This window comes from Chitinophaga sp., assembly GCF_019236475.1.
Taxonomy (GTDB): Bacteria; Bacteroidota; Bacteroidia; order Chitinophagales; family Chitinophagaceae; genus Chitinophaga.
Genome location: NZ_JAFAIX010000003.1, coordinates 22060 through 38776, shown reverse-complemented (window position 1 = coordinate 38776; position 16717 = coordinate 22060). Strand labels below are relative to the sequence as shown.

Sequence of the window (16717 nt, the reverse complement as noted above, 5' to 3'; positions counted from 1 at the left end):
CTATTCTGGCGATGCAATGGAGGGAGACGGGAAAATGGCCGTCTTATAAGTACTACAACTGATAATCTGATGCCGCGAACCTTAATCTGTACTTGCAAGGGGTGGGTTGTGTTTTTATGTTTACTATTATCTGCGAAACAGATTTGGGCACAACGCACTACTATTACCAACGGGAAGGTGGTGAATAAATTCACAGAAGAGCCCTTACCATTTGCTACCGTCTACTGGAAAGCTGCCGGCTACGGTGTTATGACCGATAGTGTGGGTAATTTTCAACTCACCAGAAGTTCCCGGAAAACCGACACGCTGATCGTGCGTTATGTGGGATACGAAGTGAAAGCATTGCCATTGGAGGCTACCAATGTATCGCCATTGGTGGTAGAGTTGGAAGCGGCTGTGAAAATGGGGGTGGAGGTAAAAGGAAAGATGGACAAAGGGCTAGTATGGTGGCGACAGATAGTGGCCCATAAAGAAGAAAACTCACCCGCACATTATCAAAGTTATTATGCTGAATTGTATAATAAACTGGAAATAGACTTATCCAATATCAACCGCCAACGCTGGGAGAAATCAAGGCTCATGAAGCCCTATGCTTTTGTTACCAAGCAAATAGATACTACTTCGGAACAGCGTCCCTTTCTGCCAGTATTTCTCAGTGAATCCGTATCGGATTATTATGCAGCGGGCACTCCTCCTAATATCAGAGAAGAAATTCGAGCGCTATATAACAGCGGGATAAAAAATGAGTCCGTAATGCAGTATCTGGGCGGCATTAATCAGAAGATCAATAGTTATCAAAATTCCCTGTATATCTTCGGTCGTGAGTTTATCAGTCCTGTTAGTAGTGTAGGCGATCGTTATTATCATTACAAAGGCCTGGACACTGTTATCCAACATGGAGAACAATATTACCATCTTGCGTTTACACCGCGGCGGGAAGGCGAAAATCTATTTGCCGGTGACTGTTGGATACAGGCTTCCACCTGGGCGATACAGAAAATCAGCATGTCGGTGGCTGGCGCGGTAGATATCAACTTCGTAAAACGGTTAGATATCATCCAGGAATTTACCCAATATAAAAATAAAGAATGGGTAGTGACAAAGGATCGCTTTATCGTTGAACTGGCGCCGCTGGGTAAAGACAGGACCACCTTCATAGGGCGTAAAACCACGTTGTACAATCATATTAGCACAAACGAGGCCTTTATCACAGAAAAGCTCATTGCCAACCGCAGAAAAGAAGAAGTGGTGGTACCTGACAGTGCAGTGGCATCTGGTAAACAATATATGGAGGACCATCGTCCGGAAACATTGACCCGCAACGAAGTTCATGCTATAACGTTGGTGGATACCCTAAAGTCAATGCCGGCTTTCCAGCGATTGAACAATACCATTACATTTCTCGTAGATGGACATAAAAAACTAGGAAAAGTAGAAATTGGCCCGTGGTATAAATGGATTAGCCGTAACCGGGTAGAAGGGCCGCGGTTGCGATTTGACTTGGGCACAACAGCAGCATTCAGTCGTAATTGGCGCTTAAATGGTTATCTCGCTTATGGCACGAAGGACCAATCGCTGAAAGGTAGTATGGCAGCCACTTACATTTGGCCCGGCGACCAAGGTTGGCAGATGACGGCCTTTTACAAAGATGATCTTGATAATAATCAGCGGGGCTTTAATGGAGAGGAAGTATCATTGGATAATATCTTTGGTCAGCTTGTTCGCCGACATGGTATCCCGCAGAAGTTTATCCGTGAAGCCACTGCAAGCCTGACGCTCATCAAACAGTTCCCACAACAGTTCTCCCTGCAGGGTACCATTGCCCGTAGTTGTTATAAAACATTTGATCCGCTTCCTCCGCACAAGCTATTCCTGTCGGAAGAAAAGGGACAGGTCGCGAATACGGAGCTACAGTTGAAATTCCGTTATGCGCCTGGAGAGAAAGAGGTGCGTACCTTCCGTAAAGTAAGGCGTGTGCGCAGCAATCTGCCGGTTGCCGAAGTAGCTTATGCATTTGCACCCACTGATATGTTCAGTAGCAAATACCAATACCAGAAAGTAAGTTTTAGTGTTCGGCAACAGTTTCCGCTGCCTGGCTGGGGAAAGGTGAACTATATGGTTTATGCTGGTCGAATTTTCACAGATCGTTTGCCTTTCATGCTGTTGCAAATGCATCCCGGGAATGAGACTTATTACTACAATAAAGAGTCTTTCAGCCTGATGAAGAAATATGAATTTTTTAGCGACCGCTACGCAGGATTAAACATAGAGCACAATTTCAACGGGAAATTATTGAACCTGTTGCCATTCATGCGTAGAACCGGTGTGCGCCAATTCTGGAATGTGAAATCGGTGATTGGTGATTTGTCTTACAGTAACCGCGTGTATAACCATATGGAATTCGGCGGTTATGGCATGCGCTCTCTTAAAGGGAAAGTATATACGGAAGTGGGTACTGGTTTCGATAATATTTTCCGGTTCTTCCGGATTGATGCGGTATGGCGGATTTATCCACAGCAGACAGCTTCCGCACATACTAGCGATTTTGGATTGTTTGGTAGTTTCCGATTGCAGTTTTGATAAGTGTATATTTCAAAAGCCTTCCGCATTGGCGGAAGGCTTTTGTGTATTTGGTAGTATCCAGATTTTTCGGGAAACTATTTGAATTTTGTGTAATCCTTGATATAATTCATGTTTGGTTTCTCAGATGAAACTTCAAATTGTTTCCGGGTTAGCTCTGCGCCATTGCGTAGAAATTTTACTTCCTTATGATCCGAATCTAAAAAGGCACTATCTCCTATAGCAATAGCAGGAAGAATAGCTGTATAGATTTCTGCATAATTCTTGTAAATCCTGTAAGGGAAAAAACCAGCATCTACTGGAACATAGAGGCTATCAACAGTTGCACTATCTATCGAAATGCCAATAATTCCAAAATTGTGATTAGATGACTTGTTCAGCGTGACCACCTTACCTGAAAAAGTAACATGATTCAACAGTAATTCCTGATGCTGGTCATATTTTTCAGAGCCGGATCTGAACCATAAAATGCCGATTAAAATACCTACGCCAATAACTGCTATTGTACTTATAAATCTCATATATATATTAATGTTTTAAACTTTTCAATCCGTCGATACCATACCTGATAATGGCAGAATGAACAGGTAGTAATTCATTAGAGATTTTATCGCCCCAGCTTCTTTCTGAAGTTGGCTTAACGTCATTTAAAAGCACTGAATACGATGTCTGTTTTCCCGCCGATCCAAAGTTAACACCACCACCAACACCAACGCTGACACCAATAGATACGCCTTTCCACCCCTTTTCTCTTGGATTTTCTGTGGAGGAGAACAACGAAAAGGACCAACCACCACCAACCAGATCTTTTATATCTCTGGATACAACTGCGGAATAAGTATATCCTGCAAAACCCGCTGGACTATCATCATCACTTGTATTGTATGCAGCAAAAATACTTAATCCGACATTTGCGCTTGCTGAAGCCTGAATTCCTCCTGTTGCGGTCATGTGTGCGCCTGCATAAACATAATTATAACCGCTATAGGCAGCACTTGTGAAATTGACAATTGATAGATCAAGGCCATAGTCTATACTGCCAACGAACGCAACCGAAACATCCGCACTCAAGTTAAAACCAAATGCAAGTTTTGCTGGGTCCCTATCACTAATGCCTATATCAAAAGTCTTGTTTACTACCAGTGGTGCAGGCACATCTATCACTTTGTCAACTCCAGCTGTTTTAATTCTAATCTCGTTTTTATCTACCCCCCTAAAAACGATGTCTGTTGGGGATCGTCCATCCATGTCCACATGGATGATGGGGTTGTTTAAAGCATAGTTATATGGAGATACTGATTGGAATTTTTCCAACAGCGGATCAACCACATGCCATCTGCCGATTTGGGCATCAAACATTCTTGCACCGTAATCGTACCACTCTAGCCCAGAACTATCTTTAAACTCCTGGTTTTGTATCTCTTTGCCATTATATTTCAGCTTGTTCACAGGATAATCTGTGCCTCTCAAGGCAGTAGTAGAAATCCCTGCCATCGTCAATCCAAACGGATAGTAATGGGTTTCTTCGAGCAATGGCCCATTGTTATGCACTACGGCCAGGTTATCAAAGTAAACATCCTCACTGCTTTCATCCGAAGTATAAATATAAACAAATCCGGTTTTCTTTATTACTATATCACCTGTCCCTAACTCTTGTATTGCATCAGGAGTACCTTGTACTTGTCTAACCCCACTATTTTCATCCACTAGTTTAAACTGATCATCAAATGTCACATAGTTGAGGTAGGCTTTAGGTTTGTCTGGCAATTGCTGGGAGTTATCCTTTGCCATCAGGTGTTGTAAATCGGAACTGCTGAAATTTGACGACAGTTGAGAGGCCGCTGTATTGTCATGTACTCCATTTGTGCCAGGTACTCCGCTGAAGGCGTTAACGATGGCAGTTAATAAATCGTTAGGAGTTGTGCTCCTTACATTTGCAGCGGGTGACTTATAGAAAGCATTAACACCAAGTTTGATGGTGTCACCTGCCATCACTCTTAAAGTAAGACAGGGGCCTATTTTAGATCCGTTGCCGGCATTGAGCTTTGCAACATACTGGTTGGCTCCTGTACTTCCGCCGGGATAACCTGGTGGTAAAGGACTACGTGTACCTGCAATGTTACTGAAGAGGCTTTCCTCCGTTTGGGCGGTTGCTGCTTCCATCGTTGCCACGTATTGTGAAGTATTGCTTTGTTCGGTTAGTACCAAACGGGTATTGCCTAAATGGTCTTTTACAAAGTAATCATAAACATAGGCAACTGGTATATTCTGCTTATAAACGGGTCTAATCCTGCCTTGCGGGTGAGGGGCATATTCAAGACTGTCCCTCCGGTAACAAAATCCTGCAATATAATCATATACCAAAGTTGCGACTGGCGATGCAGTACTGTCAATGATGGTTTTTCGCAGTTTATTTCCGCCTGCATCATATAGGTAACGAATGATTCCTTTTCCAAGTACATGAATTTCTTCCGGTAGATTAAGATGATTATACTTAATACCGTCGATTTTCTTGTTAAGATCTGTAGTTAGATTGCCATTAATGTCATAGGTATAATCTGCACCAATATTATCGCCATTTTTAAAATCACCCAGGTTAGTGGTCAGGTTGACGGTATCTGAAACAGCGGTTAGCCTGTTACTTGTTGGCTCATAGTCGTAGCGAAGTTTGTCAATCGGCGTGATCGTATTACCTACCATTCCCTGTTGTGCCAGATTCCGAATGTTCCCATTATCATCATAGGATACGGAATTCAGGCTAAAGTCCATCTGGCCAGACGTCCATGGGGCGTCGGTAATATTCTGTTGTGTAAACGTAGCTCCTGTCAACCGGGACGCTTTATCATAGGCATATCCAAATGCACGGTTGACTTTATCATTCCAACCCTTCCACTGTACACCGGAGATATTCCCATTGTATAACTGTGTGGAGAAGCCTTTATTGAAGCTAACCAGTTCCGCAAAATGTCCATTACTGCTGTTTCCTTTGAAATAGTCTTCATTGACACTGGTCTGCGAGCCATGCAAATTATATTTATAAACTTGTTCATCCAGCGCTCCCTGGTCGGTAACACCCAGTTTCTGGGACTTTATTTGGCCAAGTGGCTGATAGGAATAGGTGGCAACGGTACGTTCCGTTGCTGCATCATCGTTTAATTTAATCTTGATATTTGCGAGCCGGTTTTCATCGTCATAGGTATTGGCTGTCAACATGGTAGTGCCGGAAGTTACACTACTGTGTGGGTTTTGATGCAGGAGATAGGTACTCAAAATTTTTCCAGCAAAATCAAAACGATTGGTAAGAATATCTTTACCACCATTAGCATTTTCAGAAAGGACCTGAATGATATTCTCCAATTTATCGAAATAATTGGTGGTGGTCATCCATTGATCGGTTCCAAGTATTCTTACTTTTTTCCCAGTTGCCAGGTCTTTGGTATTCGTGTAGACCACTAATTCATTTGGATTAGGATTGTTTCCTGCTGCTGCTTTTATAAAAAGATCCGTATGTGCGGAAGACGCTCCGGCAAATGAATAATCATCATAATAGTTAAATATAAGCGGATATAGATCTGCCGTATTAATCGCTGGCAGCGGATTTGAAACGATCACCTGCTGTGTTCCATTATTAGCATTCGGATTGATCCTAATTTCTACATCATCTCCGTCTAAGGTGGTAAATCCATCAAGCAGGGTCACAGAGTTGGTGGCTTCGTATATTGGTTTGTCATGAATAGCAGTGATAAGGTCTGCTGTACCTGGAAAGGTAAACGGCAAGTTCTGGCTAACACTGGTAACACTATTCATGGCAGACTGCAACGCTTCTCTGGCAGCACCAGAGTTATAGAGTGCAGTTTCGATAATACGATTTCTTCCATCATAGAGATTTATTAGCCATTTCCCCTGTGCTTTTAAATTACCATCTCTACTAAACACCAGTCGGTCCCGTACGTCATACACCATTTCCAGGGAATCCATCTGAGGTAACTTTTTAACTATTGTTCTGCCTCGGCCATCGTAGCGGTAAACAAAACAGAGGTTATTTGCCAGATCAGGAGTTAGGTTCCAGTTCCCGACCATGGCAGTAACGGCGAGAGGGGGGATTATCAGCCTTAACTTACCCGCGTGATCATAAACGTAATAAGTACTTAGCCAGCCCGTATAAGCCCGGCCTGTAATATCTCCGGCCTGTACTTTTTTCAGGATTGTATTTCCTTCCTTATCAGTAAACTCCACCACCTTGTTGCCATCCTCGTCGGTAGTAGCATGTTTATTGAGTTGCCCTGTTGGGAAGGTTCCCATATAAGCAGGTTGGGTATTTAAAACAGGAAAATCCCATATCACCACTGAATCAACTGTTGTATTTACTTCATAACTGTGGGCAACTGGATGATTCCCTATTTCTTTGGCCCAGCCATTCCCTGCTGCATAAGATCTTAAGACCCTGTTCAGTGCAGATGGTTCTATATCCGTTTGACTATAGAAAACTTTTTCATCTGCTGTCCCTGGATTTAGCCCGGCGTCCTGGTAGTAGGCTGCGACGCCTGAATAAGGATCTGTTTTAAACTTTCCTTCATTGCCACTAATGGGTACGGCTACATAAGGCAGGTATTTTCTGCTTTCTGCACCGCTGAGATCATAGTAGTTGAAGTTAACAATGTCTTTTCCACCTGTTCCTTTTTGTACGGATTGAATGGGTCTTCCAATACCATCTACATAGGTAGTTGTTTGGTTAACTTCTTTCACTGTTCTGGCTGCATTAGCGACCATGGCAGTATCTGATGTGGGAAAAAAGGGTACCCAGGATCTCACGAATGATACGATGCTATTGGGATGTGGTGCTGGCTGTGCAACATTAGGGGCATCAGATGTCGTATTAGCCGGTATATTTTGGGCTAATAAAAAATTACCATATAGGATACAGCAGGTGGTGATAATGAATTGACGATATCTAAACATTTGCTGGCAATTTCTTTAGGTTTAAAATCTTACTAATTCACAGATTTCATTTCCAGGATAAAAGGCAGGCTGCTTACGGGGAAGTCAAAACTTCCAGTAACAGTTTGTTCCAAACCATTTATCGCTACAATCATACTTCCGCTACATGAAACGCGACAAGTAAGTGTCTGTCCTGTTGGTAGAATGGTTGCATATGCCGGAATGCCGGATTCATTCCCGTAGAAGTCTTTCATATCGACAATAGCATTCGTATAACTATCAAATATCCTCACCTGGAACCCTGGAACAGGGCCTCTTTTGATAGTTACATAATAGTTTGGTGTACCACAGGTGCCATTATTATTGGCATATTGTTGGCCATTGGCATCAATTTCGGCTTGTGCCTTGTTGTTTGCATCCTGCTGCGAAATGGTAGACATATACTTGTGTGCAGGAACATTATAGATAACCGTTGATCCAATCTGTCCACTGGAACAGCTTTTCTGAAATGCTTGTCCTCTTGGATCATTGTAATACATGCAGAAACCATTTGTATTGGCATATGTCTGGCCGTTTTGCGTGGCGTCGTTATTTGCCATAGCATCCGCCGCCTGCTGACTAACCATGGAGTTATATTTAGCTGCTGGCACACGATATATTACACTGCCACCAGTAGCTGTTCCGTTACAATTATTTTTCGTATATGCGACATTCAATGGAGCGTTCCAATAACCTGCCGGACAGGTACCATTGCTGTTAGCATATTCTTGAACATGGCTATCCAGGTCGGCCTGTGCCTTCGCATCGGCATCCTGCTGATTCAGCATAGAGCTATATTTACCTGCAGGAACAGTATAAGTGACAGCAGAACCGGTGGTGCCGGTTGCGCAGTTGTTTCTATTAACTGTCTGCTGTTTCAGTTGGCTTTTAAATGGTGCGGATAGTTCATTCTGCTGAATGACATAACTATATTGTTTGAGAATATTTCCATCTCCATTCAGTTGGGAAATAAGTCGCCCGAAGCCATCGTAGTTATAGTAACTTATCATCCCATTGGAGTTATTCTGGCTGGTAATGCCTATTAAAGGGCGATATGTATAGGTGCTCATGCTCGCATCAGTGGGATACATCCGTAACTCATCCACCAGTGAAGAACCGGATATTGCCAACTGTGTAATATTATTTACAATGTGCTCCATATATGTCCAACCGTTGCGCGAAATACCGGTGGTAGATTTAACGGCACCACTTACGGTTACGCTTCCGGGACTTTTCATCCAGTAGGATACCGTATAGCTTTGGGTGGCATTCAGGTTAGACTTGGTAATACTTCCGTTTTGAAGGTCATATGATTGCTGACCAGTCATTGCAGCGGATGTATTTCTTACAGTGGATGGAATGACCCAGGAGCCATTTCCGTCAGCTTCAAAACTTGTGAAAGCGATATCTGAAAAGACCGCATTATTGACCTCTGCAACTGGCAGCATTGCATGATAATCCCAGATGTAAGACATCGGGATTCCATTGTTTAATCGTTGCTGCAACACATTGCCATTTGCATCGTAACTATCTATGAACATTGCAGGAACGTAATGATTGTCTGGAACTGCTGCTCCTCCTGTAATACTCAGTTTATTGAAAGCGTTGGGTGCAAGTATTGACTCAACCCGGCTCGTGCTGGCGAGGATAGGCCTGTCTGGCTGATATTGGTATAAGACAGTACTGATCAGCTCCTTTGAGTTGTTTCTGATTCTGTAACTACTTGCTTCCATGGGAGCTCCCACATAATTGAAAGCAACCATTTTTTTAATGCCCGCGGAAAATGCATCGTTTGCGGTGACAGCGGCATAGTCCTGCACATATGTATTCTCTGTTTGCAACACATCCCCGTTATTGCCACTTGTTCTGACTACTGATGGGAGATCAAGTGCATTATAGTCAGTTTCTTCCTGCTGTAGGATGAAATTGCCATCTGCAGCAAAAGTGGTATCTATTTTCCGGGCAACTACTTTCTTACCTCCATAAAGCGAATAGGTAGCATAGTTGAAAACAGATTCTATTTCTGAACCATAGTAATCATATACCAGGGGAGAGAAAGGGTCGTCCAATGCGTGCTTGGCATAAGGTGCAACTTTCAGGCCCTGAAAAAACGGTCTGGAATGGCCATATGTATAATCATAGTGTTCAGATTTTACTTTTCTAGGGGAGGATAGGTTTTCCATATTATAATATATCCTATCTGTGAGTACAGGTTTGTTTGCATAGTCATAGGTTCGGACCAATGGTGGATGATTGGTCATAGCATTGAAGTTGGTAGGAAAAGTGGTAAATTCAATATAATCCCTGTTGAATTTGCTGAGTGTTTTTCTTTGGGGAAGGCCATTGGCCAAATCAGTTTCCATCACTTCATCGTAATACCCCCAATTACCGGAGGTATAACTATCGCTGAGTTCCGGGTTTTGAACGGAACTGTATCTGACCGTTACGGCCCTGATTAGGTTTGTTGATGAAGAGGCTGTACGGATTTCCCTTCCTTCAAGTATATCATTATCGTGTTCAGGCACATTAGACATAATACCTATTCCGGCTTCATTTTTTCCATAGGTAATAGCTTTATGCAATACCAGTTGATCCCAGTTATTATAGGTTTTGATGTTGGCAATCCTGATCCCGGGGCCTTTTTCATTTCTTCCAGTTGGTGTTGAATAGGTATTGCTTTCGTATGCATATTTGGTATAACCACCAGTTGGATAAACTATTTTATTTAGTGTAAACTGATCTGCTGTAAAATATCGCTTCTCCATTCCAAAATCCTTTGGAGTATTATAATGCATGTAAGAGTTTATCCAAGCCTCATCATTGGTCCATTGTACCGTGAACGTCTGCAGTGAAATTTGTTTATCTGTCGGGATACAATATCCCCACATATCAAAGCTCCTGGAAATATCCCGTTTGGCATTATAATCGAATTCATATTTTTGGAAGTCTGTACCTCCCTGGTTATAAATCCTGAGGGAGTCAAGAAAACTAAATGGCTGCCCATTTGAATAAGTGCCATAGTAAAACCTGACTGTTTTGAGCAGATTATCATCCTTATCTTTTATGGAGAAGTCGTTTAATACTCCGGATACCGCATCCCTGTTAAAAACTATTTTCTCATGTGGTGTTACTATCTCATAAGGAAAATATACTTCATAGTAGGTGGTAGAAGGAGGACCAAATACTTCACTCATTTGGTCAGGTAATATACTCGGCCCATCATCAATAGAATTCTTCCATGGGTATCCTCCATATCTTAGAGAAAGCATATGTGCAGGCTGGCTTATTTGGCCAATGGTATATTTTCTGTAGTGGAACGTTATTTCCTGGCCTAAAGGGGTAATGATTCGGGTCAGCGGCCAGGCTGTCGCATTCATTTCAAAACTTCCATTTGTTAGCTCGCATAGTGTATCATTATTATTTTCGTCTTTCCCGAAAATATATTTTACGCCTTTCAGATCTGTTATTTCAAATGTATTAATGCCAATTGGATTTTTGACAGTGTAACTCAGTTTGATTTGATCTGCATTATCAAGCATGGTTACTTGCTTCTGGTTCCGGTTAGATATAACAAAATAACCACTTTGGTCTGCCAGACTAAAGTTGAAAATATCATACTCGCCATCAATGTGATCAAACGGGCCGTCCATGAAACGTTCTCCATCTTTAGATACGCAGAAATTGGAAAGATATCTGTCACGATCTAATTTAGTGGGGGCGAAGGACATTTTGTTATTGATCTCCTCGATGGAAGGCATGGGATATTTATCATCGGGAAGGCCATAAATTGTTCTGGAAATTCTCTGCCCGGGATTAAGTACCCAGCCAACACCCACCTCTCCGGTGTTCTGGTTGAATTTAATTCCCGAGGCATGATAGGAAAGGCTGAGCGGTAATTCTACACCTCCTACAGATATTTTATAGAGGTCAATATTTATATCCGGTAAACCATTCACCAAAGACACTGTATGACTGGAATATTTTTCGAATTCACTCGAGACAGGCGATGGTGGTATCATTTTTCGTAATTCCTGTGCACGGATATACGTTGTAAAAAACATCGATAATACCAGGGAAAACAGTATTCTCCACCTAAAGTAGTGGAAACGGGCATCCATAACTAACATGCGATAGGTATAAGTGATTCAAATAAATTACGGGGTGAGTTGTCTGTCCTGTTGAGGAAAGATGCATTATTCACTCATTATTCACTGAGGGTAAGGTTAGGATATTCAGGAAAAAAGACAAATTAATTTTTTGTTTACAAATATTAAACCTGTGTCATGAAGTGTTTTAGGTTTAGCGAAGGCTGAACTGTTGCTTATATTCTTATCTAGCTAATCAATGTTGTACAACAAAAAGGACCATGCCCAGATTATTATCTGAGCATGATCCTACATCACTTTGTTTTACTATTTCCCCCAGTTCAACTCAGCAAGTGGCCTTTGCATGGCATCGAAAATGGTCTGGCCAGGTTGGTCGATTGGCAATTGCGATAGCCGTCCATAGCGTCGCATATCGACCCAGCGATGTCCTTCATAAAATAAAGAATAACGGCGCTGTTTCAGGAGTTCATCAATGAGAGCATCCTTCGTTTGCTGGCCAGCATAGTTGCCCAGGTGGCCGGCTTTTGTTCGGATGATATTCAACGCCTGCATTGCATTGGAATACTGCCCTAATTGGATCATGCATTCTGCATAAATCAATATCAGCTCCTCATTACGGATAATTGATACAGGCGTTAAATTGGTAGGGTAGAGGTTAACATCATAATTTCCGGATATTCCCACCAGGTTGAGCGCGGAAGATCGTTGGGCTACTTTATTCAAGCGGGCATCACCGGGTTCTGCCTCGGCCACAAAGGCATTGTTGGCCACTACTGAAATCGCATTGTTCAGTGGTTGGTATAAAGGATTCAACAGATCTGGCGCTACGCCCCAGTTAAATACTGGTCCGTTAGATAAAGGTCCATCGATATTAAAATAGCTGGCTTCTAGTGCAGACAAAGCCCCCTGCCAATCCCGCTGATATAGCGCTACACGTGCAGCGATCGCGCGGTTAAATTGCAGGAAGGTGGATGGCTGGTCAAACCCTGAAAATCCTGGAGGGCAGGTGAACATAAATGCGCTGCCTGCCGCCTGAAGTTGGGTGCTCGCGGTATCAAGTAGTCCTTTGATAACTGCAAGTCCTGAATCATAAGATACGAATGGACCAGGGTTTAGATAATCCTTGAGATCCACACGGATACCATTTTTCCCCTGCATATTTAGGATGTGTAGCATCTCGAATGCAATAATGGTATTCGTAAAGCCTAGTATGCCTGATTTCTCCTGGCTATTGATAACGCTGGTATTTAATGCGGATTGTTGGAATATAGCTGCTGTTTGCCGGGCGCTGTTGAAGGAAAAATAATATCCATTGTAGAAAGCACCTGGGTCTAGTACACCGTTTAATCCGGCTAATTCATTTACCCACCTAGTTTCTGAGCTATTGATCACATATACCTCCCGACCCAGTGTCCCAGCCACTTTGCAATAAGATTCATAACTACTGGTACCATTTCCTGGATTGGTATTATAACCGGTACGCATCACCGAGAAAGTACCAGTAGCCAATTGCTGGAGCTGAGCGCGGGAGGCATTGGTCAATACTGTCGAGAGTTCGGCTCCATTCGGATTGGTGACATCGGGGGTATTGATGATTTTATTACAAGCCGTGGTTGCTATGAGGATCATTCCTGCAACTGCCGGAATTAATTTATTTTTCAGGTATGCCATAAAAGTTTGCTTTTTAAATCAACGAATAGGTTTCCACTATTAGATTAGAAATCGACGCCCAGGTGGAATAATATACGCTTCGTATAAGGTGCGCTTACGATATCAAAATTGCTGCCTACAGAAGCCTGTCCGAAGGCAGAGACCTCAGGATCGAAACCAGTGTATTTGGTAATAGTGAACAGGTTTTGTGCAGACACGCCTACTTTTAGTCCATGCACGCGATTGCCTAAATATTTTTGCAATTGGTACTTACCTAGCACGTAGTTCAGTGCCACTTCGCGTAGCTTGATATAGCTGGCATCTTCGATAAAGTATGCTGCGGTCAAACCCTTTTGTCTGGCAAGGCCAGTTGGGATAGCAGGGCCAGGGATCTTATTGCCAGAAGCATCGAGATTGGTGGGTACCATCCAATCAGGGCTTTGTCCACCTTGGTCTAATTGGAACCGCGTGAAATTGCTGACGTGACTGCCATAATTCCAGTGGAGTAGGAAGGTCAGTTGAAAGTGGTTTAAAAAGTCAATCTGATTATAGTCACTCATTTGAAATTTAGGCTGCGCATCTCCATAAAGGGTCAGAGAGCCATTTGGTTTAACGGGGGTTCCAACGAAAGCAGTGGGAGACTGACCTACCCTCAGCTCATTGAATCCATACAATGCTCCCAGATTGGGACCGGCAGCAGCAGGTGGAATGATCAGTCTTGTCATTTTGCTCCTGTTGTACCAGTAGTTGAGTGTAGAGCTCCACTTCACATTAGGTTTATTCACCGGAGTAATACCGAGTGATACTTCTAATCCTTTGTTTTGTAAATCTCCGATTGGATAACCGGTGATGCTTTCATAACCTACGGAAGGTGCAAGGATGAAAGGCTGTAACAGATTTTTGACTTTCTTGTCATAATAGGTGAGTTCCAAAGTGATCAGGTTGTCGAAGAACCCGAGGTCAGCACCATATTCCATTTCGCTGGCTATCTCATATTTGATCTTGTTATTTCCAATAGTGATAGGAGCGCTAACACCCAGGGTATTCTGGTATATAGTAGGATTCAGTTGGCTATAATTGCTGCCAAAAGTTGCAGGGCCACCTGTCTCCCCATATGCAAACCTCAGTTTGAAATGGTTAATGGCACTCAAATTCCACCAATCAAATTTTGTAAGGTTGGCAGCTAATGAAGCTTTAGGGAAGGGATAGAAAGTATTGTAGGATGCATTTGTTGTGTTTTTGTCTACTCTGATGGCAGCGGTCGCAATGATTCTATCCTGCCAGTTGACCTCATGCTGCAGAAATGCGCCTGCATTCATAATTTGTTGAAAGTAGCTGTAGGTGGAGCGTACAACAGCATTATTCGGATTCTGTTGGCCAGTTACTAAGCCTTCTCCCTGAACTGCATTGACAGACAGGTTTTGATTGAAGCGAACGAGTCCTGCGGAGGTTTTATTCGTAAAGCGATTTCCAAATATGGTATTGACTAGTGCCAATTGGAAATTGGTATTTATATTCCTGTTATTGGTAAACCTGGATGCGCCAGGAAAGCCGCTGATAGCATTGACCTGGGACTGTGCATCTTCCGGAGCATAGAGTTTGGCTTCCGTCAGTAAGTAATCAAATCCACCCTGGAAGCTAGCTTTTAACTGATCGCGTTCATTTTTGATCAGCATATAGTTGGTAGCGAATGATTCGATCAGTCGGTTGGTGGTTTCACGATTGATAAAAGCATCGATCACATGGAAGGGATTTTCCGCATAATACGGATTGATAGGGTAAGTCCCGTCAGGTAGGCGATGGATCTGTGCATAAGCGGGCAGTGAAGTCAGGTTGGTACCGATATTTACGCCATTGTTATCATTGTTCTCCCAGCCGCGGTCGGTAACATTATTGATAAAGTTAGAATTGAGTTGGAAATCCCATCTGTCATTGATGGAATGGTTGATATTAGCACGAAGTGTAGCACGTTGGAAACCGGTGTTCTTAGTGAGTCCATCTTCATGGTTATATCCCCCTGAAATATAGAACTTGGTTTTTTCTGATCCGCCGGAAATCCCCAGTTGACTGTAAGTTCCAAGGGCTGTACGGCCGTAGATTTCTTTTGGATAATTATAAATATGGCCTGCTGCTTTGGCTGCCTGATAGGCGGCGATCTCTGCATCTTGCTGGGCAGTATCACTATAGAAAGCTCTGATTTTAGCTTCGTCCCAGCTTCCGTATGGTAATAGTTTCGTAGCGGAGATAGCGGCTATATCTTGTGTAAAGCTAACTTTTGTAGGACCCGTGCTTCCTTTTTTGGTGGTTATGATTACTACCCCTGCATTGGCGAGCGTACCATAGATGGCTGCTGCGCTGGAACCTTTTAATATCTCTACAGATGCAATATCCGAAGCATTCAAATCGGCCAGTCGGTTGGCGAGGTTGTCTTGTCCTTTGGCAATGCTGTTTGAGCCGTTAAATGCATTGGTGCCTCTACCGGCATCGAAGCTGGCATCGTTGATAATGACGCCATCGAGGATAAACAATGGCTGCGAACTGCCTGTGATGGACGATATTCCCCTTAGTTGCATGGAGATGCCGCCGCCTGGTGCACCGCTCATTTGCGTAATGGTAGCACCTACTACTTTTCCGCTGAAAGCACCATCCAGGGTAGAAGGTACTACTGTTCCTGTTAGGCGACTTGCAGATAAGGATACTACTGCATTGGCTGCATTACTTTTCTTAATGCCAGTGGCAAGACCTGTGGTAATAATGACTTCTGTGAGATCTTTTGAGCCCTGTTCTAATACAATATTTAATATAGATGGTACATGACTTGTAACTTGTTTTGTTTTATAGCCCATCAAGCTGAAGGAGAGTTCGCATTCATTCGTAGGTATATTGATCTTATAAGTACCGGTTGAATCTGTGGTTGTTCCTCGGTTGGTACCTTTTGCCATAATGATTACCCCAGGCAATGCCTCGCCTTTGTCGGAGGTTACTTTCCCCGAAAGAATGCCTTGTGCAAAAAGACTTGCCAGTGGAGTGGTAAGCAGCAGCCAGATGATACCTAAACTGTTAATTGTAGTTTTGATCTGCATAAATTCTGAATTTGTGATGGTTTTCTTCAGGCATGGCAATGCCATGCAGCATTAGTGCTGTTAATTTTTGGTTTGTCGGAATTGTGGAGAAAAATTGCTGAGAAAAGAATTTTTCCCCGCAATAATCATGATGATGGCCGATACGGCTGCAGCAGACAAGGCGCGGCAATAATGACTATAGGATAGCCATAGTCTTCATGTCGCGAACTCTTAAATAGCGTTTTGAATTTGAACATGACTTCGTTTTTTCCACATTGGGAAGACAACCAAAGTCATCTTTACAATGGGAAGGTTAATAATAGATGTGCCAACTTGGAGGTT

The 16717-nt window shown here is 42.9% G+C and carries 6 protein-coding genes; 1 reads left to right on the top strand and 5 read right to left on the bottom strand.

Features of this window, described 5'->3' with window-relative positions:
- Nucleotides 1-69: 69 nt before the first annotated feature.
- Nucleotides 70-2580, top strand: coding sequence for a DUF5686 and carboxypeptidase-like regulatory domain-containing protein (locus JO154_RS02275; RefSeq protein ID WP_291941494.1), 2511 nt, complete (start codon nt 70-72; stop codon nt 2578-2580).
- 77 nt (nt 2581-2657) lie between these two features.
- Here JO154_RS02275 and JO154_RS02270 read toward each other — a convergent pair whose 3' ends face one another.
- From JO154_RS02270 to JO154_RS02250, 5 genes are all read right to left on the bottom strand, one after another.
- Nucleotides 2658-3101, bottom strand: coding sequence for a hypothetical protein (locus JO154_RS02270; RefSeq protein WP_291941492.1), 444 nt, complete (start codon nt 3099-3101; stop codon nt 2658-2660).
- Between the two features lie 7 nt (nt 3102-3108).
- Nucleotides 3109-7539, bottom strand: coding sequence for a DUF6443 domain-containing protein (locus tag JO154_RS02265; RefSeq protein ID WP_291941490.1), 4431 nt, complete (start codon nt 7537-7539; stop codon nt 3109-3111).
- A 32-nt stretch (nt 7540-7571) separates the two neighbouring features.
- A complete protein-coding gene (locus JO154_RS02260) occupies nt 7572-11684 on the bottom strand; it encodes a DUF5977 domain-containing protein (RefSeq protein WP_291941488.1) in 4113 nt (1370 codons plus the stop codon).
- Between the two features lie 285 nt (nt 11685-11969).
- Complete coding sequence (locus JO154_RS02255; RefSeq protein ID WP_291941487.1) at nt 11970-13334, bottom strand: RagB/SusD family nutrient uptake outer membrane protein; 1365 nt, start codon at nt 13332-13334, stop codon at nt 11970-11972.
- A 44-nt stretch (nt 13335-13378) separates the two neighbouring features.
- Nucleotides 13379-16396 carry a SusC/RagA family TonB-linked outer membrane protein gene (locus JO154_RS02250; protein ID WP_291941485.1) on the bottom strand — a complete coding sequence of 1006 codons (3018 nt, stop codon included), beginning with the start codon at nt 16394-16396 and terminating at the stop codon, nt 13379-13381.
- Nucleotides 16397-16717 lie beyond the last annotated feature (321 nt).